The sequence below is a fragment of the Inquilinus sp. KBS0705 genome, assembly GCA_005938025.2.
Lineage (GTDB): Bacteria > Bacteroidota > Bacteroidia > Sphingobacteriales > Sphingobacteriaceae > Mucilaginibacter.
On record VCCI02000003.1, the window covers coordinates 460,700 to 482,634 of the forward strand.

Here is a 21,935-nt window from a genome sequence, read left to right on the forward strand (position 1 = left end):
GAACAAAATAACTGTGTAGAAAAATAGCGATGAGATCAATTTCATCGCTATTTTTTTAAACACATTGTTCATAACACTCAACTTACAAGTCAAAATAAGTAATTTAGTATCCTCAAAAAGGGGATACTTTTTTTATGCTTCAAAAGCTAACCATACAAAACTACGCACTGATAGATAACCTCGAGATCAACTTTGATAGGGGGTTAAATATACTTACCGGTGAAACCGGCGCGGGTAAATCCATCATATTAGGTGCCCTGTCGCTTATTTTGGGCCAACGTGCCGAAAGCCGTTACTTTTTTAATCAGCAAAAAAAATGCGTGATAGAGGGTTCGTTTAAAATTGCCGATTTTCACTTGAAGTCGTTTTTTGAGGATAACGACCTGGATTATGAAGGCGATACCGTTTTGCGCCGCGAAATATCTGCCGATGGTAAATCAAGGGCCTTTGTAAATGATACACCGGTTAACCTTACCCAAATAAAAAACCTTGGCGAGCGGCTGATTGATATCCACTCGCAGCATGCTACTTACGAAATAAACGACCCTGCTTTTCAGCTACTGGTGGTTGACGGCGTGGCTGGGCATCAGGAGTTATTAAGTAATTATCAAACTAAATATAGCATTTACCGTAAAGCACTTACCCAACTGCAGCAATTAATTGAGCAGAACGATAAAGCCAAAGCCGACCTTGATTACTACCAGTTTCAGTTTGATGAACTGGAGAAAGCCGGTATAGCTCCTGATGAACAGGATCTATTAGAGAAAGAACTCTACACGCTTAATAATGCCGAAGAAATAAAACGTAACCTTTTAGGTGCGCATTATTTAATGCACGAGGGCGAAACATCGGCAATTATACAATTGCGCGAAGCCGGGCAGCAATTATCTACCATAGAAAAATACAACCCGGAGGTAGAAGAATTGCACGAGCGTTTAAAAAGTACGCTTATTGAACTAAAGGATATTGCCGCAGAGTTAGAAACCATTGAACAGCGCACCTTTACCAACGAAGCCCGCGCCGAAGAAGTGAACGCCCGTTTAAGCTTATTATATAACCTGCAAAAAAAGCATCGGGTAAATAGTAACGAAGAGCTATTAGCAATACAGGACGACCTATCAGGCAAGATACAGCAGGCGGTGTTTGGCGATGAAGCGGTAGAAAAACTACAAAAGCAAATTGCAGCAAGTAAAAAGGAATTGGAAGATTTGGCTGCTGTATTAACTGCCAATCGCACAAAAGCCATCCCGGTTATCGAAGAAAAGGTTTTAGCCAACTTGACCGAAATGGGTATGCCTAACTCGGTATTGCAAATACAGCAAAGCACCAACGCAGCTGAGCTTACCAAAAGCGGAGTGGATACTATTCGCTTTATGTTTTCGGCCAATAAGGGCCATGCCCTGGCCGATATGAGCAAGGTGGCATCGGGTGGTGAGTTGAGCCGTTTGATGCTGAGCATAAAATCTATAATTGCGCAGTATACTGCCTTGCCTACCATTATATTTGATGAGATAGATACAGGCGTAAGCGGCGAGGTAGCCAATAAGGTAGGGCAGGTAATGGAACGCTTATCGCAAAACCTACAGGTAATTACTATAACCCACCTGCCGCAAATTGCAGGCAAAGGCAAAAGCCATTATTTTGTGTATAAAGACGACTCGGAATCAATAACCAAAACGCGCATCAAAAAATTAAGCGAGCAAGAACGTACTACCGAAATAGCTAAAATGCTAAGCGGTGATAACCCCGGCGAGAGTGCGTTACAAAATGCAAGGGAGCTGCTTGCAGGATAGTTAGCAGTTACAGGTTTGCAGTTTGCATATAACAACTGCAAACTGTGCGCTGCAAACTGCAAACTAATTTTATAACTTTGCCCCACTCATAAAACTAAAAACAATGGCTTACAATTTATTAAAAGGTAAAAAAGGAATTATTTTCGGGGCGCTTAACGAGCAATCTATCGCCTGGAAAGTGGCTCAGCGCTGCCACGAAGAAGGTGCCGAAATAGTTTTAACCAATTCGCCGCTTGCATTGCGCATGGGCGAACTAAATAAACTGGCAGAAGAATGTAATGCCCCGGTTATCCCGGCAGATGTAACCAGCAATGAGGATGTAACCAACCTGTTCACTAAATCGATGGAACATTTTGGCGGCGGTGTTGATTTTGTACTGCACTCGATAGGCATGAGTGTTAACGTACGTAAAAGCATTCCTTACACCGAAAATAACTATGATTTTACCCATAAGGGGTTAGATATATCTGCATTGAGCTTTCACCGTGTATTGCAGACAGCTATGAAGTTGGATGCTATTAACGAGTGGGGATCTGTGCTGGCCTTAACTTACATTGCATCGCAGCGTGTATTTCCCGATTATAATGATATGGCCGATAACAAGGCTTATCTGGAGAGCATTGCCCGTAACTTTGGTTATCAGTATGGTGTTAAAAAACACGTTAGGGTAAACACGGTATCGCAATCGCCAACCCGCACTACTGCCGGTAACGGTGTAAAAGGCTTTGATGGCTTTATAAACTATGCCGAAAAAATGAGTCCGCTTGGTAATGCTGATGCCGACCAATGCGCCGATTACTGTGTAAGTTTGTTTAGCGATCTTACTAAAATGGTTACCATGCAAAACTTGTTTCACGATGGTGGCTTCTCTTTCACCGGCGTTACCGCTGCAGTGATAGAGCAAATGGAGAAATAGTATTTAACTGATACATATAAAAGCAGAATCGATGTCCGGTTCTGCTTTTTTGTTTTATAGCCATATATTTACCACATGCCCAAACAAAAAGCTATAATTATTGGTGCCGGTATTGCCGGTATAGCAACGGCTATTCGTTTAACTGTAAATGGTTACCAGGTAGATGTATTTGAGGCAAACGCTTACCCCGGCGGCAAGCTATCGCAAATTGAGCATGATGGCTATAGGTTTGATGCCGGCCCTAGCCTGTTTACTATGCCGCAATATGTAAACGAATTGTTTGAACTGGCAGGCAAAGATCCGGCAGATTATTTCAGCTATCAAAAGCTGGATGTAGTTTGTAACTACTTTTACCCCGATGGTGCCCGTTTAAGCGCCTATGCCGACACCAATAAATTTGCCGCCGAGATAGCTGCTAAAACCACTGAACCTGCCTCAGCGGTTTTAAAATACCTGGCTAATAGCAGGGATATATACACCATAACCAACCATGTGTTTTTAGAGCGGTCGTTACACCGGCTGCAAACCTATTTAAGGTGGGATACGTTGCGGTCGGTATTCCGTTTCCCGCAAATTGACCCTTTCCGTACCATGCATAAAGCCAATGCCGGTAGCTTTAAGGATGCGCGCATAGTGCAGTTTTTTGACCGCTACGCCACCTACAACGGATCTGACCCTTACCAGGCACCGGCTACATTAAATGTAATACCGCATTTGGAGCATCATTATGGTGCTTATTTCCCTGATGGCGGTATGTACAGTATCACCCAAAGCCTGGTAAAGCTGGCAGAAGAATTAGGCGTAGTATTTAATTATAACCAAAAGGCGGATGAGGTTGTGGTGATTAACCGGCAGGTAAAAGGCATCAGAGCCGCCGGCGAGAATCACCTTGCTGATATAGTGATATCTAACATGGATATATGGTTCACTTATAAACAGCTGTTGCAAAAATACCCGGCCTTGCACCCAAATAAAATACTAAGCCAGGAACGAAGCAGTTCGGCATTGATATTTTACTGGGGTATAAAAAAGAGCTTTACTGAACTGGACCTGCACAATATATTCTTTAGTGCCGATTACAAGGCCGAGTTTGACCATATATGGAAACACCAGGATATCTACAACGATCCTACGGTTTATGTAAACATAAGCTCTAAACTAAAAGCCGATGATGCCCCCGAAGGGTGCGAAAATTGGTTTGTGATGATAAACGTACCCGCCAATAACGGGCAGGACTGGGATAAGCTAATAGCCCGTGCACGTGCTGATATTATTGCCAAACTTTCGAAAATTTTAGGGCAAAACATAGGTGGGCTTATTGCAACCGAAAGCATATTAGACCCGCGCAGTATCGAGAGTAAAACATCATCGTACAAAGGCTCTATTTACGGCACAAGCTCCAATAACCAGTTTGCAGCTTTTTTACGGCATGCCAACAGCTCATCAAAAATAAAGGGCCTATATTTTTGCGGGGGTAGCGTGCACCCCGGCGGCGGTATACCGCTTTGTTTGTTATCGGCAAAAATAACCGCCGATTTTATAGGGTAGTGTTATTGCAATTACTTGCTCAACTCCGCAAAATATTTATGAAATAAGGGTATAGTCTCAATCCCTTTATAGTAATTAAATATATCGTATTTCTCATTTGGCGAGTGCAGGGCATCGCTATCCAGGCCGAAGCCCATAAGTACGGTTTTTAAACCTAATTCAGCTTCAAATAGCGCTACAATAGGTATGCTGCCGCCGCCACGGGTAGGTATAGGTTGCTTGCCAAATGCCTCGGCAATGGCTTGTTGGGCCGCACGGTAGGCAATGCTATCGGTAGGGGTTACCACCGGCTCGCCGCCGTGGTGCGGTGTTACCTTTACCTTAACGTATTTGGGTGCTATTTTCAAGAAATGGTCTGTAAACAGTTGGGTTATTTTTTCGGATGTTTGGTTGGGCACCAAGCGCATAGATATTTTGGCATTGGCTTTTGATGGCAAAACGGTTTTAGCCCCCTCACCAATGTAGCCGCCCCAAATGCCGTTTACTTCTAAAGTAGGGCGGGTACCGGTGCGCTCAAAGGTGGTGTAGCCTTTCTCGCCCCAAACCTCGGCTATATCCAGGTCGGTTTTGTATTCTTCTTCATCGTACGGCGCGGCATTCAGTTCAGCACGCTCAGTTTCGGTCAGTTCCTGCACATCGTCATAAAAACCGGGGATGGTAATATGGTTATCCTCGTCATGCAACGACGCTATCATTTTAGCCAGTATGGTAGCTGGGTTAGCTACTGCACCGCCGTAAACGCCGGAATGCAGGTCGCGGTTAGGGCCGGTAACTTCTACTTCTAAGTAGGACAAACCACGCAGGCCCGTTTCCAGCGATGGGTTTTCCATGCTGATCATCGATGTATCAGATATCAGCACTACATCAGCCTTAAGGCGTTCTTTGTTGGCTTTTACAAATATACCCAAGTTGTTTGATCCTACTTCTTCCTCGCCCTCTATCATAAACTTAATATTGCAAGGCAGGGTATTGGTTTGCATCATTAGCTCAAAGGCCTTTACATGCATATAAAACTGGCCCTTATCGTCGCAAGCACCACGGGCATATATTTTACCATCGCGAATGGTTGGTTCAAATGGCGGGGTTTTCCAAAGCTCAAGCGGGTCGGCGGGCTGCACATCGTAGTGGCCGTAAGTTAATACAGTAGGTAAAGCAGGGTCAATTATTTTTTCGCCATACACAATAGGGTAGCCTGCCGTTTGGCAAACTTCTACCTTATCGGCACCGGCATCAGCAAGTTTTTTAGCTACGTAACTGGCAGCGTTTAAAACATCAGCCTTGTACTTTGGGTCGGCACTAACAGATGGGAAACGCAGCAGTTCAAATAACTCGTCGAGCAGGCGTTGTTTATTGGATTCTATATATTGCTTTATTACTTGCATGGTAAATGTATTTGTGGCAAATATAGGAGTTTTGGGGAAATGGAGGGAGGGAGCAAGTTACCTGCGTGCGTTTTGACTCACCCCGACGTAGCTACGCTCGTCGACCCTCTCTCCGCGAGCGGAAAGAGGGTGAAGACGAAAATGCAATAAAACCCCCTCTTTGCGAAGCAGAGAGGGGGCAGGAGGTGAGTCGACTCGTAAACTATGCGCTACCGCCAATGCTTCGACAAGATCTGCATGACAGTTGCTTACTCCGCCACTTTCTCTACCACAACAGCGGTGCCATAGGCCAGTACCTCGGTGATGCCCTGCATTACCTCATTGGCATCGTAGCGCATACCTATAATAGCGTTGGCACCCATTGCCTGGGCATGTTGTATCAGCAGGTGATAAGCTTCTTCGCGGGCGTTTTCGCAAAGCTCTACGTAAACAGATAGCCTGCCGCCAAAAAGCGATTGTATGCCCCCGGCAAAATTGCCCACAACGCTACGGCTGCGAACGGTGATGCCACGCACAACGCCTAAATGTTTAACAACTTTATAACCGTCTAAACCTACGCCGGTGGTGATGAGTGAAGTGTCCATAATGTTTTGTTTTTTGATAGATATGTATTTAGATACTAGTTGTTCAAAAATGTTACCAAAGCAGGGTTAACTATATCCGGCTGGTCCAGGTAGGGTAGGTGGCCTGCGTTATCTACCGGCAAAAACTCAGTCTTTAGCACACTCCGTACCGAGTCGCTGTAGTTAAAGGGTACGGTTTTATCTTCTTTACCCCATATTAATAGTACCTGCTTATGCTGGCTGTTTAGCTGGGTATAGCTTGGCCTGCTCTTTAAATCATAATTATACATGGTAGATACCAGCGCATGCCTAAAGCCTTTATAACTCATTTGAGGCAAATACTTTTCAACCCAGGTTGGTTGGCGGTCGGGGTATTTAAAATCGCTTAGCTGGCCGTTTGCGCGGTCGTCGGCAAAAACAGTTTCATGGTAATTGGTAACCACCGCGGGGTATTTGGGTTTCATATCGGGATAAGCGGGGTCTATCAGTACTACTTTATTAACCATGCCGGGGTAAACGCCGGTAAAATCGGCAGCCAGTTTGCCACCAAAAGATATACCCACCAGGCTTACGGGTTGTTTTAGGTGCAATTTAGTAATAAGCTCTTTTAGCTGGTCGTAGTATAGTTGCCTATTGTAAACTACGTTTGGCCTGTCGGAGTAGCCGCGGCCGTATTGGTCATACCGTAACACCCTAAAGCCATGCTCTAATAAATATTCGTAAGTGCCATCCCATATATGGTAGGGTACGCTAAAACCATGTATCAGTACCACTACCTTGCCGCTATCCTGCCCATCCAGTTCGTAGTGGGTAAAACCATGCGATAGCTCAATATAACTACCCGGGGTGGTTTTTCGCGTTTCTTCGGTTATTTCTTTTTGTTCTTTATCAAAATGGAAATAAAATACGGCAAGCACAGCCGCAGCAAAAATCAATAACACAAGCAGTGTTACCAACAGGCGTTTAAAAGTTCTCATTTGTTGAGTATAATGGTTTATGGTTTGGAGTAATAAAAGTAGCAGAATTATTTAATTTAGCTGCCTTAAGTTTATTCCCAATATGCGTATCACTATTATCGGTTCGGGCAATGTAGCTACACATCTATCGGCAGCATTTAAAAACGTGGGCCATCGTATAGTACAGGTGTATAGCCGTAATATGCAAAACGCAGCCCTGTTGGCGTACCATGTAGGTGCCGAAGCCGTAGATGATCTTGAAAACATTTCGGTCGATACCGATGTCTTTATCATCGCTATAAAGGATGATGCCATTGGTGCAATAGTGCCCAAATTGTTAAAATACGATAAACTGACAGTGCATACCTCGGGCGCGGCAGGCTTAGATCATATACTGGCCTTTACCGATAAAGCGGGTGTATTTTACCCTTTGCAAACCTTTAGTAAAACCAAGGAACTGAATTTTAGAGAAGTGCCCCTATGCATAGAGGGTGCCGACGAAACCATTACCCTGCAACTGGAAGAACTGGCGCGCACCATAAGCAATAATGTTTACCGGGTAAACTCCGCGCAGCGTAAGGTGCTGCATTTGGCAGCCGTGTTTGCCTGCAACTTTACCAACCATATGTACACCATAGCGCAACAACTTTTGGCCCAAAGCGATATGGGCTTTGATATGCTGCGCCCGCTGATAGCCGAAACCGCCGATAAAATAAAGCAGCAAGCGCCCGCTACTGTGCAAACCGGCCCTGCTGTACGCAATGATGAGCAAACTATGGCGGCTCATTTACAAATGCTTAACGGCAAGCCCGAACTGCAACAGCTTTACACATTATTAAGTCAGGATATTATCAAAAACAACAACACTGCTAACGGGGATAAGTAATTTTGTTACTTTTGCCAAAATGAATATTTTTAAAGTAACGATAAACTTTGAGGAACAGGACCACGATACCGTTGTGCTGCCAATTGCCGAGGGGGAGTCTGTTTTAGATGTTTGCCTGGAAAACGGCATAGAGTTACAGCACAATTGCGGCGGCGTATGCGGCTGCAGCACCTGCCATATATACGTTAATAAGGGGATGGATAACATCCAGGAGATATCTGACAAGGAGGAGGATTTTATTGACAGGGCTGTAAACCCGCGCATCAACTCGCGCCTGGGCTGCCAATGTGTAATAATTGACGGCGATATTGAGGTAACCCTTCCCGACCAGTCGGATTTTATGGGGCACTAAAAAGATAGTACGTAGGACGTTGTACGTTTTACGTGGAAAATATAGACAGAATAACGTATTACCTAAAACGTAGCACGTATAACATATAAAAATGACAGACGATAAATTTGAGCTTCCCATTCACTGGAATGATTACGAGGATATAGCGATGGGCCTTTACGAAAAGTTTGGCGATGATTTTGATGAATCAAAGATCTATCGTATACGCTTTACCGAACTGTTGGAGTGGGTGCTATCGTTACCGCACTTTGCCGGTACCCGCGAGCAATCTAACGAAGGCCACCTGGAGCAGATACAAAGCGCCTGGGTTTACGAGTGGAGAGATAACCAATAGGCAGTTTGCAGTTGGTGGTTTGCAGTTTGCAGCAATCGGTGTAATCAAATAATAATCGGTGTAATCAAAAAAATGGAATCCTTTTTAACAAAGCTTAAAGATATAACCACATTAATGTTTGATGTGGACGGTGTGCTAACCGATGGCTCGATATACGTGACCGAAACCGGGGTGCAAAGCCGTGCTTTTAATATTAAGGATAGCTACGCGCTGCAACTGGCTGTTAAAAGCGGCTATAATGTAGCGGCTATATCGGGCAGCCGGTCAAAAAGCGCGTTGTTCCGTTTAAATAGCCTGGGTATAAACGATGTATACCTTGGCGCACATACCAAATCTGAACGGTTTAAGCTGTACATCGAAGAAAAAAGCGTGCACCCTTCGGAGATATTGTACATGGCCGATGATATCCCCGATCTGGCTGTAATGAAAATGGTTGGCCTGCCGGTTTGCCCTGCTGATGCCGCCGAAGAAATTAAGGCCATCAGCGCCTACGTATCGCCATTTGCAGGCGGCAAGGGCTGTGTACGCGATATTATCGAAAAGGTAATGAAGGTACAGGGCAAATGGATGAACGACCAGGCGTATACATGGTAGTTTAAAGTCTTAAGTCGAAAGTTTAAAGTCTATAGTCTTTTGAAAAATATCAAACTCATTCTCGCATCAAAATCTCCACGCAGGCAAGAGTTGCTTACTTTAATGGATATTGATTTTAGGGTGGTGCTGAAAGAGGTGGATGAATCATATCCTGATGGCTTGTCGCCCGCCGAAATTGCATTATACATCGCCCAAAAAAAGGCCGAAGCATTTGATGAGGATATTGCTGATGACGAGGTAGTGCTTACTGCCGATACCATCGTAGCTATTGACGGACTAATATTAGGCAAACCCGATTCTCCGGAGCATGCCATCGAAATGCTGCACAGACTATCGGGCAAAATGCACGAGGTGTATACCGGTGTTTGCATACTGTACAAGGGTCAATACAATAAGTTTTTTGATAGATCTGAAGTATTCTTCCGCAAGCTTACAGAGCAAGAAATACGGAGCTATGTTGAGGAATATAGCCCTATGGATAAAGCCGGATCCTATGGCATCCAGCAGCGCATTGGTTTAATAGGCATCGAGCGTATTAATGGCTCATACACCAACGTAGTGGGTTTACCTACCGAGAAAGTGTATCAGCAACTGATGTTGTTGAAGTAGGCTTACTAAAATAACGCGGTTAATAGACCTTTAATTTTCCAATACCATTTTTTCCAGCGCGTCTATCCATTTTGGCGAGTCGTTAAGGCTTTCTACCAGTTGTACATGCTCGCCGCCTAAGGCTTTAAATTCATCGCCATATTCGGTGGTAACTTCGTAAACGGTTTCAAGGCAATCGGCGACAAAAGCGGGGCAAAATACCAACAGTCGTTTTTTACCTTCTTTGGCCATTTTCGCTATTATTTCGCTGGTATAAGGCTGCACCCAAGGGTCGCTGCCGAGGCGCGATTGAAAGCAAACGGTATACTTTTCTTTTGGCAAGCCCATTTTGGCGGCAATAAGGCGTGCCGTGTCGTGAGATTGCGCCGAATAACAAAGCTTATTGGTATCGTTTAAAGTATTGCAGCAGCCATCAACCTTAAGGCAATAGTTGTGCGTATGATCGCACTTTTTTAGCTGGCGCTGCGGCAAGCCGTGAAAGCTGAATAGTATGTGGTCGTATGTTTCGGGTTGGTATTTTGCAGCATTATCGGCAAAGGTCTCAATCATCAGCTCGTTATCATGAAACGAGTTAAGGAACGAGATATCGGGGATGGTTTGCCATTCTTTTACAATGCTCATTACCTTCTCCTGTACAGATCCGGTACTTGCCGACGCATACTGCGGAAACATGGGGATAACTTGTATCTCGCTTACCAGCGCCTCTTTTAACCTATCTAAAGCGGTTGCTATTGATGGGCTTTGGTAGCGCATGGCCAGCTCAACCATATAGTCATCGCCAAGGCGCTGCTGTAGTAGCTGCTGTTGCAATATGCTGTAGTGTTTTAATGGCGAGCCAGTTTTATCATCCCAAATGGCGCGGTAAAGTTTAGCCGATTTTGGCGCCCTAAAGGGTACAATAATGGTTTTTACCAAAAAGGTACGCAGTACAGGGTTAACATCAATAACCCTTGGGTCCATTAAAAACTCGTCTAAATATTTGCGTACATCGGCTGTGCTGGCACTATCTGGTGTGCCTAAATTTACAAGTAAAACTCCCTTTTTTGCCATAATTTATGGCTGCAAATGTAATAAAAAACACCCTAACCCGCTGATGGCCCTGCTATTATTGCAAATTAATGATACCAATACGATGGGCCTATTTGGCGTTGAATTTAGGGGGCAGGGGGGCTGTCCATAGTTTCCACCAGGGCAGCCAGGGCGAATCGTGGTGTTCGTAGTGGTAACCAAAAAAATAGCAGCTAAAAAAAGCCATTAAATGGTTGCGCCGTAAACTGCGCGATTGGTGCTTATTATCGTGCTCGCCTTTATGAGGCAGGTAGGTGCCAAAGTAAAACAACTGCAGTGTGCTTAACAGCGATGGCACCACCCAAAACAATAGCAGATTGGCCTGCGGTACCAATAGCTTAAATACATTAAACAACACCGCCATTACCACAATTTGCCATATAGACAGGTAGTTACGTATAAACCTTACATACCAGCTAAAAAAACCACCGTTATGGTAATCGGGGTCATCGTCGGTATGTACATGGTTATGGTGTTTGTGATGTTTGGTATACAGCTGCCCGTACCAAAACGAAGCATATAAAAAAGTACAAAGGTAGCCAATCAGGTTATTTGCCGTTTTGTTAGGCGCTACGGTACCGTGCATGGCATCATGCGCGGTAATAAACAAGCCGGTGTACAAATGCATTTGCACCAAAATAAACAGGTATAAAAGCGGGTTGCTAAAGTTTACCTGCCATTTCATTAACAACAGCGTACAGGTTACCCAGCTGCCAATTACCAGCAGGGCAATAAATAACCCGGTGTACGATGGTGCTTTTTGCAAATGGATTTGTTTGAACTGGTTAAACAAAATCTGTTCCTTTATTTAACGCGTTTACCTAACTTATCAATATAAAACCAATTATCGCTTTCCCAGTGCCAATGTTCAGGGTCATCGTTAACTACTTTACACTCTTTACTTACCTGTGCACTACCTTTTTCAAATGGCAATTCGCAGCCAAACTGGGGCTTGATAACTATTTTACCGGTTGTATCGGCATAGCCCATGTTATTATTGCTATCTAAGATCCTAAAATATCCATCGGCGACATAATCAGGCCCGTTATCGTATATAAATACTTTATAAAGTACCCTTTCATTTCTGTCAATACCAACTAAACCCATTTTAGCTTTAGAAACTATAGCATAATGCTTAAAGGTATCGGTATAACAATACACGTATTTCCCCATTGGGATTATAGTATCGTTTTGGGTGTTGATATAGCCATATTTATTAGTGATGGTATCATTTACTAATAATAGATAACTATTGTTTGCTTGGCACGCACTAAAAAACAACACTATTGAAAGGAGTGCCCACTTCATTTGTTAAAACGATTCCAGTTTACCTTTTACCTGCTGCATTAGCCACATAGGGGTTGAGGTTGCACCGGCAATGCCTACCTTATCGTTAGGGGCAAACATAGTTACATCCAATTCATCTAATGATGATACAAAGTACGTGTCGGGGTTGTGCTTGCGGCATACCTCAAAAAGCACCTTGCCGTTTGATGATTTTTTGCCCGATACAAACACTATTTTGTTAAAATTGGCTACAAACGCGGGCAGATCCTTATCGCGGTTTGATACCTGGCGGCAAATAGTATCGTTAGCTTTTACTTCGTAGCCGCGTGCCAGTAATTCATCCTTTACGTGGTAAAATTTTTCCATGCTTTTGGTGGTTTGGCTATATAGCGTAAAGCTGGCGGGCAAATCGGCGTTATCCAGTTCGGCAATATCCTGAAAAACCAGCGCGTCGCCATTAGTTTGCCCTTGCAGGCCCACTACTTCGGCATGGCCGTGCTTGCCAAATATCAGTATCTTCTCCTGGCTGTCGTACGATGTTTTAATGCGGTTTTGCAGCTTTAAAACTACCGGGCACGATGCATCAATAAGCGTAATGTTATTCTCTAAGGCTATCCTGTAAGTTTCGGGTGCTTCGCCATGCGCGCGTATCAGCACCTTTTCGTTATGCAGGTTACTAAGGTCGCTATGTTCAATAATCCGAAGGCCCTGTGCCTTAAGGCGTTCTACCTCCTCGTCGTTATGTACAATATCGCCAAGGCAGTACAGGTAGCCATCTTCGGCCAGTATTTCCTCGGCCATGTCAATAGCATAAACCACTCCAAAGCAAAAGCCCGAATCCTGGTCGATAGTAACTTGTAAATGATGATCACCCATGGCGCTACAAAAGTAGGCAATAACTATTTAAGCTGAAAGAGAAAAGGGATGAGCTATTATTTAAGTAAGGGCCGTCACCAAATTCAACAGCACAAAAAACACAAATTGCGTTATCAGCAATACCGGCGCGGCAATGCTTTGCTTTTTAAATTTAAACAGCTCAAAAACGTATAGTAATGCTGCGCCTACAAAAAACCAGCATACATAATTTTTTATAGGGATGCTGTTACCCGCCCAGGCCCAATAGTTGAACCGTATGGCTACCGGCTCTATCAAAACATCAAGCACCACCAATAGTAAGGCGCCGGTAATTACCCTGAAAAAGGTGCTTTTTAGCCTGCTGCGCTGCATGGTTACCCCCGCGGCATATACCAGCATAAACCAGTTGATACCAATGGTGAGGGGAATATCCAACAGTTTTAAGCCCAAGGTTTGCCCGTAGGTGTAGTTGCCAAAAAGCCAGTGTTGATGCACACCTACCCACTCGGCAGCAAAGCCTGCTACAAACATGATGAGCAAAAAAATGCCGGATTGCTTAATAAACCCCGTATGGGCGGTTAGCAGCACCAGCAACATTAGCAACAGGTGCCAGGGTACCAATTGTAAAAATAATGGCCTACTTGTAGGTACCGATAGACCCACCAAACCTACAAAGTGAAATAATATAATAACAATAATGGCCGTACGGGGTGTTATATTGATATTTTGCGGCCTTTCCATTCAGTGGTTTTTGTAAGGTGTTTTTGTATTGATGTAATGCCGATGAGCAAAAGGCTAAGCATTTGTAAAGGGTGTAAAAGTACGTTTTGCCACGCGCTTTGCCCCGCCGATAGCGATATCATTATACGGGTAAGGATGATCAACCCTATCATCATCGCTATAAAATTAAGGTTTAAGGTCATAACTACAATAGCAGGGCCGCCAATAATTAGGGTTAAGTAAACCAAAAAACCTACTACGTTGTAATTGAAAGCCGCCAAAAAGTTTTTCCCGAAACCGTTTATTGCCTGGTTAAAGCCGGTATACATACGGCAGCTTATCATACCGTTGGCCAGTAAAGCCTCGCCGTTTAGGGCCGATGTTTTTACCAATTTCATTATTTCTACATCCTCTACTACTTTGTTTTTTACCAGCTGGTGCCATTGGTACTCGTTATAATCATCCGCCCTAAAAAGCATAAACTGCCCGCTCGCCGCCGAAAACGATACGCTTTTTGATAAAAAAACCATGCGTAGCGGTAACAGGTTTAATAGTATATAATGCATTAGCGGCACTACTATGTTTTCGCCGGGGCTGCGCATATCCTGGTTGGTAAACAGGCTTAACAAGCTTAGGCTGCGCAAATACATGCGGTGTACGGCACTATTTAAAAGCCCGTTACTCACTTTTTCGTCGGCATCTAAAAACAGGTAGTATTTGCCTGTTGCCTGCCCGGCCAATTGGTAGCAGGCAAAATTTTTACCCAGCCAGCCCTCAGGCAGGGGTTGGCCCTTTATCACTTTAAATTTTGGGTGTTCTGCTGCAAATGCTTCGCATAAGGCGTAGGTATCATCAGTAGAGCCATCGTCTAAAATAATAACCTCGTATTCTTTATAATCCTGCGCGTGGATAGACTGTAGCAGGGCGATGATGTTTTCGGCCTCGTTACGGGCAGGGATAAGGATAGACACCTTATCGTGATAGTAGCGGCTGATGCGTGGCAGTTTAGGGTTCGACAAAAAGTTGAACAGCGTAACCGTAAAGCGCAGTATTAAAAATATAAAGGTTACTAATAGGGCAATTATCACGCTATATCAATTTCGGTTTGTAATAGTTTGCAGGCATCATAATGTTGCTGATAATTTTTTTGCAATTCATCAAGGGTATTAGCCGTATCATCTGCCACCTTTAAGTAAACGGTTGCCGATGGCTTTTTATGTTTGAAGAACTGTACAAAACTTGCCGCAAATACCATTTGAAAACTTCCCCTTGCCTTTTGTACCAGTTTTAATATGCCTTGCTCAAAATGTATGTGGCTCACAAAGTTAGAAAACAGCTTACCCTGCGGAAACATCAGCACCAGGTTACCGGGGTTCTTTAATAATCCGGCAGCGTAATCTAAGGACAACAGTACATCCCTTGAGTTTTTATTTACCGAAAAAGCCCCGCCATAGCGTAACATGCCTGTTTTTTGTGCCGTTTCCTGCAATATCATTACATGGAAATTCTTTTTTAGCAGCTTATCGTTCAGGTAAAACAGGATGAGACCGTCCCAGAAACTAAAGTGGTTGGCTATTAATAGCACCGACTTATTTTTATCAACCGCTATATCATTATAAATAAACTCGTTGAAATAACCGCCTACCAGCCTTTTAACATAGGTTTTAAAAATCCAGCGCATAAAGGGGTTTGTTTTTGGGTATAACATACTTAATGCGCCACGTTTACCTGGGCTGCCAGGGCCTGTTGATGAAAGGTGTTTATTTTTTCTGTCAGTTCCTCAAAGCTTACCTCGCCTGCCAGGCCGCAATCAAATAAATGGAAGTATACCGATGGCTTTAGGCTCTCAAAATAATCTATAAGGGCGCAGTTATATACTATCTGGCATGGGCCTTTTATGTTTTTTATCAGGCGCTCTATACCTTTTTCAACCTTAATTTCGGTAGTGTGGTTGGATATCAGTTCGCCCTGCGGGAAAACCACCACCAGGTTTTCGGGGTTGTTAAGCAAGCCGGCAGCATATTGCAACGATTTGATCATCTCGCGCGAGCTGCGATTGATAGAAAAGCCGCCAAACAGGTTAAGCAGCATGCGCTTTTGCAGGTGGTCTTCCTGCATCATAATATATAGTTTGCGGTTAAGGTGCCAATAGGCCAGGTAATTACCCCACAGGCCATCCCACCAGCTAAAATGGTTGCTAAGCAGCAATACCGAGTGGCCGGGCTTGGGTGTAAAGGGCATTACTACCAGCTGGTTAAAGGCTTTACGCATGCGGTAACGCATGTATATGGCAAACCAGTTGCTAAATAAGCTAATTCTGCGGGCGGGTATCATTGCGGTAAATTTACTAAATACTCATCCAATTCCTTTATCACCAGCCAATGGCCCAAAGGCAGTTCGTGTACATCGGCATTTTTTAAGGTGCCGATAAATGGTTCTGCTGCCTTTTTAGGGAACAAATTATCTTGTTTGCCAAAAATTAGCTGTGTTTTTATGTTATGCTGATTAATAAGCGCGGCTATTTTTTGGGTATCGGGTTTTAACAAGCGGATAAGGTTTAGGGTATAATAAACATCCTGCCGCTTTTGTTCGGTATCAATTTCGTTATAGGCTATGTTAAAAAGGCTTTGGTCTATAAAACCGATTTTTTTTAGGTTTTTGAGCAATGCAGGCGCTAGCCATTTACTTTTACATACCCGCCTGAACAGGTATTTACCCCAGTGTTTATTCAGCAAAATATCAAAGCCCTTGTAAACCGACAAACCATCGGGTGCCATTAGTATAACCTCATCTATCAGGTCGGCGTACTCCTCAACCAGTATCAGCGCCAGGTTGGCACCTATCGAATAGCCCATTACGCTAAAGCGCTGCCTGCCGTAAATTTTAAACCATTCCTCTACATAGGCTTTAACCATAGTTTTGGGCATGCCGGCTATTATTTGCTTTTCGGACCAGCCATTCAACGTGCTCTGGCCATGAAAAAAATGATCAAAGCCGTAAACATGGTATTGTTGCAATATCGATCTCTCCAATACATGGAATTGCCTGCCCGTCATCCCATATCCATGAAAAGCCAGCATAGGTTTGCTGCCTGTGCCGTATTCGTGGTAATGCGCTTTGCCTAATGCCGGTATATTTAAAAAACCCATTGGTGGCAATATTAATAAATAAATGGTTGGATTTTGCGGCGAACTATTATTTCACCCCGTAGAGCGCGATACTTCGCGTCTCCTCTGTAACGGTCGCGATATGCAAAATCCTTTAATCCTCCAATCAAGCAAATCAAGGTTCAGACAATAAAGGTGCGAAGTATCGCACCTCTACAGCAAATCAAGGTTCAAACAAAGGCGCGGTAAAAAAATCAACGCTATCCTATAATCACAAAAAATCAGCGGTTCAGACTTCCTGCGGATGCTTCTCTCTTATATACCTCACGATCGTCTCAGTTGCTCCTACGTTTTTTAGCACATAATTATATGCCAGCGCACCTGCCGATTTTCGATAGGCTTCGTCGCTCATTAGGTTGGTAGCGGTTATTTTAAGCTCGTCGGCACTGGTAATGCTAAACCCGGCTTTAAGGCTTATAAGGTCGTGGGCCTCTTTAAATTTGTGGTAATTAGGGCCAAACAGCACCGGTAAGCCAAAAGCGGCAGCCTCCAGGGTGTTATGTATGCCCGCGCCAAAGCCCCCGCCTATGTAAGCTATATTGGCGTACTGGTAAAGCGACGATAGCATGCCTATATTGTCAATAATTAAAGTTTGCAGTTGGTGGTTGGCAGCTGGCAGTTGCGAATAACGAATTGCCGAACCAGCCGGTAATAACCCTATCAGGTTGTTTAATTTGTCCTCGCCAATTTCGTGCGGGGCAATAATAAATTTCCATTCGGGATGCAGTTTAATAAGGGCGGCCAATAGCTTTTCGTCGGCGGGCCAGGTGCTGCCGGCTATAAACAATGGGTGCCCATTGCGGAATGTTTCAATTTCGGGCAGCTGTTTAGGCTGCAAGGCATTGGCCCACACCCTGTCAAATCGGGTATCGCCGCTAATGGTTACATTGGTTATGCCGTTATAGTGTAACAGGTGTTTCGAGGCGATATCCTGCACAAAAAGCCAGGTTACCATTTTAAGCATTTTACGATGCAGGCCGCCATACCATTTAAAAAACACCTGGTTGGGCCTAAAAATGGTCGATATCATATACAGGGGTATATGTTGTTTATGCAGCTCGTTAAAATAATGGTACCAGTATTCGTATTTGGTAAAAATGGCCATTACGGGCCTTATAGCGCTAATAAACTCACCGGCGTTACGGGCGGTATCAAGGGGTAAATAATAAACCGCGTTTGCTAAAGGGGTGTTTTTGCGTATCTCATATCCTGATGGAGAAAAAAAGGTAACAACAATAGGATGTTCGGGGTATAAAAGCCTCATTTTTTCGAGCACGGGGCGGCCCTGTTCAAACTCGCCCAAAGAAGCGAAATGAAACCAAATGCTTGATTTTAAGTGATTTACATGCTGATTTTTGCGCCCGCTTACCCATAGTTTTGCCTTATTGTTAAACGTGGCAACAAAATAGAGCAGATTGTAGTATACAGAGATTCCGAAGTTGTATAGTAACAGCATTTTTTCGATTATGAATTATTATCTTCGTCGGGCATAAAAGTAATATATTAACCCAAAAATAAAATTATGAAAATAGCTGTCGTAGGAACAGGTTATGTAGGCTTAGTAACAGGCACATGTTTAGCAGAGACCGGTAACGAAGTTACTTGTGTTGATATTAACGAGCAAAAGGTAAAAATGATGCAGGAAGGCAAGCTGCCTATTTACGAGCCTGGGTTAGAATTACTTTTCCACCGTAACATTAGCCAAAAGCGGTTATTGTTTACCAGCAACCTTGCCGAAGCGATAGCTGACGCTAAAATTATTTTCCTGGCGTTACCAACCCCTCCGGGTGGTGATGGCTCGGCCGATCTTAGTTATGTATTGGGTGCCGCTAAGGATATTGCCAAATTAATTACCGACTATAAAGTTATCGTAACCAAATCTACCGTGCCGGTTGGCACTGCCGATAAGGTTACCGCGGTTATAAAAGCAAACACCAATGTAGAGTGCGCGGTGGTATCAAACCCCGAGTTTTTACGCGAAGGTGTAGCTGTTGAAGACTTTATGAAACCCGACCGTGTAGTTGTAGGTACTACCGACGAACGTGCCCGCAAATTAATGGCGGAGCTATATGGACCATACGTACGCCAGGGTAACCCGGTGATATTTATGGACGAGCGTTCGTCTGAATTAACAAAATACGCTGCCAACTCTTTCCTGGCTACTAAAATATCATTCATGAACGAGGTAGCTAACCTTTGCGAATTGGTTGGTGCCGATGTTGATATGGTGCGCCGTGGTATTGGTGCCGATAACCGCATTGGTAACCGCTTCCTGTTTTCGGGTATTGGTTATGGTGGTAGCTGTTTCCCTAAGGATGTGCAGGCTTTGGCAAAATCGGCCGAAGAGAATAAATACGACTTTAAGATCCTTAACTCGGTTATGGATGTTAACGAGATACAGAAAAAAGTACTGGTTGAAAAACTGCGCAAATATTACAAAGGTGACCTTAAAGGCAAAACATTTGCCATGTGGGGCCTGGCCTTTAAACCGGAGACCGACGATATACGCGAAGCACCGGCGTTGTATATAATAGATGAATTGTTAAAAGAAGGCGCTACCGTTAAGGTTTTTGACCCGGAAGGAATGAAAAACGTTAAAGCCCTGATAGGCGACAAAATTACTTACGGCGAAGACCCATATAGCATTACCGAAGGTGCAGACGCCTTATTGATAGTTACAGAGTGGTCGTTATTCCGTACCCCTGATTTTGACAGACTGGCTGATAATTTAAAAGCCAAAGTTATTTTTGATGGCCGTAACCTTTACGACCTGCAAAAAATGATTGACTGTGGTTTTTATTATAACAGCATAGGTAGAAAAGTAATAAGCTAATGGCACGTAAACGCATATTAATTACCGGCGCCGCCGGCTTTTTGGGCTCGCATTTATGCGACAGGTTCGTAGCCGAAGATTTTCATGTAATTGCCATGGACAACCTGATAACAGGCGACCTGCGCAATATTGAACACTTGTTTAAACTGGAAAACTTTGAGTTTTATAACCACGATGTATCTACGTTTGTGCATGTGCCCGGCGAGCTGAATTATATATTGCACTTTGCATCGCCAGCCAGCCCTATAGATTATTTGAAAATACCTATCCAAACCTTAAAGGTAGGTAGTTTAGGTACACACAACCTGTTAGGTTTGGCCCGTGCAAAAAACGCGCGTATGCTTATTGCCTCAACATCCGAAATTTATGGCGACCCAACCGTTAACCCGCAACCCGAAGAATATTGGGGTAACGTTAACACTGTTGGTCCGCGTGGTGTATATGACGAAGCCAAGCGTTTCCAGGAATCTATCACCATGGCTTATCATACGTTTCATGGTTTAGAAACCCGCATCGTACGTATATTTAATACTTATGGCCCGCGCATGCGCCTAAATGATGGCCGTGTGTTACCTGCCTTTATTGGCCAGGCTATAAGGGGCGAGGATCTGACCGTATTTGGAGATGGTTCGCAAACCCGCTCTTTTTGTTACGTAAGCGACCTGATAGAAGGTATTTACCGCTTGTTGTTTAGCGATTACGCTTACCCGGTAAATATTGGTAACCCAAGCGAGATCACCATAAAAGAATTTGGCGAGGAAATAATTAAGCTAACAGGCACCAACCAAAAAATGGTTTATAAAGACCTGCCGGTTGATGACCCTAAGCAACGCCAACCCGATATTACCAAAGCAAGGGAACTTTTGGGTTGGGAACCAAAAGTATCAAGGCAGGAAGGGTTAAAAATTACGTATGAGTACTTCAAATCACTCCCGCAGGAAGTTATTGAAAAGGTTGAGCATAAAGACTTTGCTACCTTTAATAAATAATAAAATTGTAAGGCTTAACTTTGGTTAAGCTTTACTTGTTAAATAGCATCTATGAAAATATTAGTTACAGGTGGTTTAGGCTTCATTGGCTCGCATACAGTTGTAGAACTGGTTAATGCAGGGTATGAGCCCATAATTGTTGATGACCTGTCAAACTCCAGCATTAAAATATTAGACCAGCTTGCCCGTATAATAGGCTATAAGCCCGCTTTTACCCAGTTGGACCTGAGCGACGAAAAGGCTGTTTTTGATTTTGCCGCAAGCCAGCCCGATGTTGCCGGTATCATTCATTTTGCCGCCTTTAAGGCCGTGGGCGAATCGGTAGCCTTGCCTTTAAAATACTATCGCAACAACTTTTATTCGTTGCTAAATGTGCTGAATGCATACAATGGCAAACAGTTGAACTTTGTATTTTCATCAAGCTGTACCGTTTATGGCCAACCTGCTAAATTACCGGTAACGGAGGATGCACCCGTACAGCCTGCCGAATCGCCGTATGGCAACACCAAGCAAATAGCCGAAGAGATATTGAAAGACATGGTTGCCGCCGGCACCAAATATAAAGTAGCATCGTTGCGTTATTTTAACCCGGTTGGCGCGCACCAAACCGCTTTAATTGGCGAATTGCCAATAGGCGTGCCACAAAACCTGGTACCCTTTATTACCCAAACCGCGGCAGGCAAGCGCGAAAAGCTGACCGTTTTTGGCGATACCTATAATACACCAGACGGAAGTTGCATTCGCGACTATATACACGTAGTTGATTTGGCCAGGGCACACGTTGCCGCCCTTAAGCTAATGGAAAACGATAGCTACCAGGGTTATGATGTATTTAACCTGGGGACGGGTAAAGGTTCGTCGGTTTTAGAAGTAATAAAGGCTTTTGAGCAGGTAACAGGTATTAAGCTAAACTACCAGATAGGGCCTGCCCGTAGCGGCGATGTAGAACAAGTTTGGGGAGATGTGACAAAATCCACCCAGGTATTAAAATGGAAAACAGAACTGGACCTGGATGCCATGATGGCATCTGCATGGGCCTGGGAAAAATATTTAATGGAAAACCCGTTGTAATACGGATATCAG

At 43.9% G+C, this 21,935-nt stretch carries 24 protein-coding genes; 11 read left to right on the plus strand and 13 right to left on the minus strand.

The features are described from left to right. Positions 1 to 134: 134 nt before the first annotated feature. The 3 genes from recN (at position 135) to crtI (ending at position 4,257) form a co-directional block, all read left to right on the plus strand. A complete protein-coding gene (gene recN / locus FFF34_016320) occupies positions 135 to 1,793 on the plus strand; it encodes a DNA repair protein RecN (GenBank protein ID TSD64114.1) in 1,659 nt (552 codons plus the stop codon). Between the two features lie 103 nt (positions 1,794 to 1,896). Beyond that, positions 1,897 to 2,709, plus strand: coding sequence for an SDR family oxidoreductase (locus FFF34_016325; protein ID TSD64115.1), 813 nt, complete (start codon positions 1,897 to 1,899; stop codon positions 2,707 to 2,709). A gap of 75 nt (positions 2,710 to 2,784) precedes the next feature. Further along, entirely contained in the window at positions 2,785 to 4,257 is a 1,473-nt protein-coding gene (gene crtI / locus FFF34_016330) for a phytoene desaturase (protein TSD64116.1), read from the plus strand. Between the two features lie 11 nt (positions 4,258 to 4,268). Here the strand turns inward: crtI and FFF34_016335 are convergent, their stop codons facing one another. From FFF34_016335 to FFF34_016345, 3 genes are all read right to left on the minus strand, one after another. After that, a complete protein-coding gene (locus FFF34_016335; protein ID TSD64117.1) occupies positions 4,269 to 5,639 on the minus strand; it encodes a dipeptidase in 1,371 nt (456 codons plus the stop codon). Between the two features lie 248 nt (positions 5,640 to 5,887). Further along, positions 5,888 to 6,223: a YbjQ family protein gene (locus tag FFF34_016340; protein ID TSD64118.1), complete on the minus strand. Its 336-nt coding sequence runs from the start codon at positions 6,221 to 6,223 to the stop codon at positions 5,888 to 5,890. Positions 6,224 to 6,258: 35 nt separating this feature from the next. Continuing rightward, positions 6,259 to 7,179 (minus strand): alpha/beta hydrolase, encoded by a 921-nt coding sequence (locus tag FFF34_016345; GenBank protein TSD64119.1) that lies wholly within the window; start codon positions 7,177 to 7,179, stop codon positions 6,259 to 6,261. Between the two features lie 82 nt (positions 7,180 to 7,261). Here FFF34_016345 and FFF34_016350 point away from each other — a divergent pair, with 82 nt between their 5' ends. The 5 genes from FFF34_016350 (at position 7,262) to maf (ending at position 9,933) form a co-directional block, all read left to right on the plus strand. Further along, positions 7,262 to 8,044 (plus strand): DUF2520 domain-containing protein, encoded by a 783-nt coding sequence (locus FFF34_016350; protein TSD64120.1) that lies wholly within the window; start codon positions 7,262 to 7,264, stop codon positions 8,042 to 8,044. 19 nt (positions 8,045 to 8,063) lie between these two features. Continuing rightward, positions 8,064 to 8,396, plus strand: a complete 333-nt coding sequence (locus FFF34_016355) for a 2Fe-2S iron-sulfur cluster binding domain-containing protein (protein TSD64121.1) — start codon at positions 8,064 to 8,066, stop codon at positions 8,394 to 8,396. Between the two features lie 91 nt (positions 8,397 to 8,487). Next, complete coding sequence (gene iscX / locus FFF34_016360; protein TSD64122.1) at positions 8,488 to 8,730, plus strand: Fe-S cluster assembly protein IscX; 243 nt, start codon at positions 8,488 to 8,490, stop codon at positions 8,728 to 8,730. 72 nt (positions 8,731 to 8,802) lie between these two features. Beyond that, positions 8,803 to 9,324: a 3-deoxy-D-manno-octulosonate 8-phosphate phosphatase gene (locus tag FFF34_016365; GenBank protein TSD64123.1), complete on the plus strand. Its 522-nt coding sequence runs from the start codon at positions 8,803 to 8,805 to the stop codon at positions 9,322 to 9,324. 48 nt (positions 9,325 to 9,372) lie between these two features. After that, the gene (gene maf / locus FFF34_016370; protein ID TSD64192.1) at positions 9,373 to 9,933 is read left to right on the plus strand and encodes a septum formation protein Maf; all 561 of its coding nucleotides are present in this window, start codon (positions 9,373 to 9,375) and stop codon (positions 9,931 to 9,933) included. A 30-nt stretch (positions 9,934 to 9,963) separates the two neighbouring features. Here maf and FFF34_016375 read toward each other — a convergent pair whose 3' ends face one another. The 10 genes from FFF34_016375 to FFF34_016420 form a co-directional block, all read right to left on the minus strand. Then, positions 9,964 to 10,983: a ferrochelatase gene (locus FFF34_016375; protein TSD64124.1), complete on the minus strand. Its 1,020-nt coding sequence runs from the start codon at positions 10,981 to 10,983 to the stop codon at positions 9,964 to 9,966. Positions 10,984 to 11,071: 88 nt separating this feature from the next. Continuing rightward, positions 11,072 to 11,686: a fatty acid desaturase gene (locus tag FFF34_016380; protein ID TSD64193.1), complete on the minus strand. Its 615-nt coding sequence runs from the start codon at positions 11,684 to 11,686 to the stop codon at positions 11,072 to 11,074. 119 nt (positions 11,687 to 11,805) lie between these two features. After that, a complete protein-coding gene (locus tag FFF34_016385) occupies positions 11,806 to 12,309 on the minus strand; it encodes a WG repeat-containing protein (protein TSD64125.1) in 504 nt (167 codons plus the stop codon). A 3-nt stretch (positions 12,310 to 12,312) separates the two neighbouring features. Then, a complete protein-coding gene (locus FFF34_016390) occupies positions 12,313 to 13,164 on the minus strand; it encodes a 4-hydroxy-3-methylbut-2-enyl diphosphate reductase (protein TSD64126.1) in 852 nt (283 codons plus the stop codon). Between the two features lie 60 nt (positions 13,165 to 13,224). Beyond that, positions 13,225 to 13,884, minus strand: a complete 660-nt coding sequence (locus FFF34_016395) for a carotenoid biosynthesis protein (GenBank protein ID TSD64127.1) — start codon at positions 13,882 to 13,884, stop codon at positions 13,225 to 13,227. Further along, the gene (locus FFF34_016400; protein ID TSD64128.1) at positions 13,857 to 14,951 is read right to left on the minus strand and encodes a glycosyltransferase; all 1,095 of its coding nucleotides are present in this window, start codon (positions 14,949 to 14,951) and stop codon (positions 13,857 to 13,859) included. The genes FFF34_016395 and FFF34_016400 overlap by 28 nt, the downstream gene beginning before the upstream one ends. Next, positions 14,948 to 15,571 carry a glycerol acyltransferase gene (locus tag FFF34_016405; GenBank protein TSD64129.1) on the minus strand — a complete coding sequence of 208 codons (624 nt, stop codon included), beginning with the start codon at positions 15,569 to 15,571 and terminating at the stop codon, positions 14,948 to 14,950. The genes FFF34_016400 and FFF34_016405 overlap by 4 nt, the downstream gene beginning before the upstream one ends. A 2-nt stretch (positions 15,572 to 15,573) precedes the next feature. Further along, a complete protein-coding gene (locus FFF34_016410) occupies positions 15,574 to 16,197 on the minus strand; it encodes a glycerol acyltransferase (GenBank protein ID TSD64130.1) in 624 nt (207 codons plus the stop codon). After that, positions 16,194 to 17,012, minus strand: coding sequence for an alpha/beta hydrolase (locus FFF34_016415; protein ID TSD64131.1), 819 nt, complete (start codon positions 17,010 to 17,012; stop codon positions 16,194 to 16,196). The genes FFF34_016410 and FFF34_016415 overlap by 4 nt, the downstream gene beginning before the upstream one ends. Positions 17,013 to 17,259: 247 nt before the next feature. Further along, on the minus strand, positions 17,260 to 18,486 hold the full coding sequence (locus tag FFF34_016420; GenBank protein TSD64132.1) for a 3-deoxy-D-manno-octulosonic acid transferase: 1,227 nt from the start codon (positions 18,484 to 18,486) through the stop codon (positions 17,260 to 17,262). A gap of 66 nt (positions 18,487 to 18,552) precedes the next feature. Here FFF34_016420 and FFF34_016425 point away from each other — a divergent pair, with 66 nt between their 5' ends. Genes FFF34_016425 through galE form a run of 3 tightly spaced genes read left to right on the plus strand, consistent with a single transcriptional unit; the run spans position 18,553 to position 21,923 of the window. Then, complete coding sequence (locus FFF34_016425; protein ID TSD64133.1) at positions 18,553 to 19,863, plus strand: UDP-glucose/GDP-mannose dehydrogenase family protein; 1,311 nt, start codon at positions 18,553 to 18,555, stop codon at positions 19,861 to 19,863. Then, a complete protein-coding gene (locus FFF34_016430) occupies positions 19,863 to 20,852 on the plus strand; it encodes an SDR family oxidoreductase (GenBank protein ID TSD64134.1) in 990 nt (329 codons plus the stop codon). Before FFF34_016425 ends, FFF34_016430 begins: the two co-directional genes overlap by 1 nt. Before the next feature lie 51 nt (positions 20,853 to 20,903). Continuing rightward, positions 20,904 to 21,923 (plus strand): UDP-glucose 4-epimerase GalE, encoded by a 1,020-nt coding sequence (gene galE, locus FFF34_016435; protein ID TSD64135.1) that lies wholly within the window; start codon positions 20,904 to 20,906, stop codon positions 21,921 to 21,923. Positions 21,924 to 21,935: the final 12 nt, after the last annotated feature.

Excerpts from the sequence above, each read along its gene's own strand:
- FFF34_016380 (TSD64193.1), bottom strand. The coding sequence starts at position 11,686 with ATGAAATGGCAGGTAAACTTTAGCAACCCGCTTTTATACCTGTTTATT.
- FFF34_016390 (TSD64126.1), bottom strand. The coding sequence starts at position 13,164 with ATGGGTGATCATCATTTACAAGTTACTATCGACCAGGATTCGGGCTTT.
- iscX (TSD64122.1), top strand. The coding sequence starts at position 8,488 with ATGACAGACGATAAATTTGAGCTTCCCATTCACTGGAATGATTACGAG.
- FFF34_016335 (TSD64117.1), bottom strand. The coding sequence starts at position 5,639 with ATGCAAGTAATAAAGCAATATATAGAATCCAATAAACAACGCCTGCTC.
- FFF34_016365 (TSD64123.1), top strand. The coding sequence starts at position 8,803 with ATGGAATCCTTTTTAACAAAGCTTAAAGATATAACCACATTAATGTTT.
- FFF34_016340 (TSD64118.1), bottom strand. The coding sequence starts at position 6,223 with ATGGACACTTCACTCATCACCACCGGCGTAGGTTTAGACGGTTATAAA.
- recN (TSD64114.1), top strand. The coding sequence starts at position 135 with ATGCTTCAAAAGCTAACCATACAAAACTACGCACTGATAGATAACCTC.
- FFF34_016345 (TSD64119.1), bottom strand. The coding sequence starts at position 7,179 with ATGAGAACTTTTAAACGCCTGTTGGTAACACTGCTTGTGTTATTGATT.
- galE (TSD64135.1), top strand. The coding sequence starts at position 20,904 with ATGAAAATATTAGTTACAGGTGGTTTAGGCTTCATTGGCTCGCATACA.
- FFF34_016405 (TSD64129.1), bottom strand. The coding sequence starts at position 15,571 with ATGTTATACCCAAAAACAAACCCCTTTATGCGCTGGATTTTTAAAACC.
- FFF34_016355 (TSD64121.1), top strand. The coding sequence starts at position 8,064 with ATGAATATTTTTAAAGTAACGATAAACTTTGAGGAACAGGACCACGAT.
- FFF34_016415 (TSD64131.1), bottom strand. The coding sequence starts at position 17,012 with ATGGGTTTTTTAAATATACCGGCATTAGGCAAAGCGCATTACCACGAA.
- FFF34_016420 (TSD64132.1), bottom strand. The coding sequence starts at position 18,486 with ATGCTGTTACTATACAACTTCGGAATCTCTGTATACTACAATCTGCTC.
- FFF34_016410 (TSD64130.1), bottom strand. The coding sequence starts at position 16,197 with ATGATACCCGCCCGCAGAATTAGCTTATTTAGCAACTGGTTTGCCATA.
- FFF34_016385 (TSD64125.1), bottom strand. The coding sequence starts at position 12,309 with ATGAAGTGGGCACTCCTTTCAATAGTGTTGTTTTTTAGTGCGTGCCAA.
- FFF34_016395 (TSD64127.1), bottom strand. The coding sequence starts at position 13,884 with ATGGAAAGGCCGCAAAATATCAATATAACACCCCGTACGGCCATTATT.
- FFF34_016425 (TSD64133.1), top strand. The coding sequence starts at position 18,553 with ATGAAAATAGCTGTCGTAGGAACAGGTTATGTAGGCTTAGTAACAGGC.
- crtI (TSD64116.1), top strand. The coding sequence starts at position 2,785 with ATGCCCAAACAAAAAGCTATAATTATTGGTGCCGGTATTGCCGGTATA.
- FFF34_016325 (TSD64115.1), top strand. The coding sequence starts at position 1,897 with ATGGCTTACAATTTATTAAAAGGTAAAAAAGGAATTATTTTCGGGGCG.
- FFF34_016375 (TSD64124.1), bottom strand. The coding sequence starts at position 10,983 with ATGGCAAAAAAGGGAGTTTTACTTGTAAATTTAGGCACACCAGATAGT.
- FFF34_016350 (TSD64120.1), top strand. The coding sequence starts at position 7,262 with ATGCGTATCACTATTATCGGTTCGGGCAATGTAGCTACACATCTATCG.
- FFF34_016430 (TSD64134.1), top strand. The coding sequence starts at position 19,863 with ATGGCACGTAAACGCATATTAATTACCGGCGCCGCCGGCTTTTTGGGC.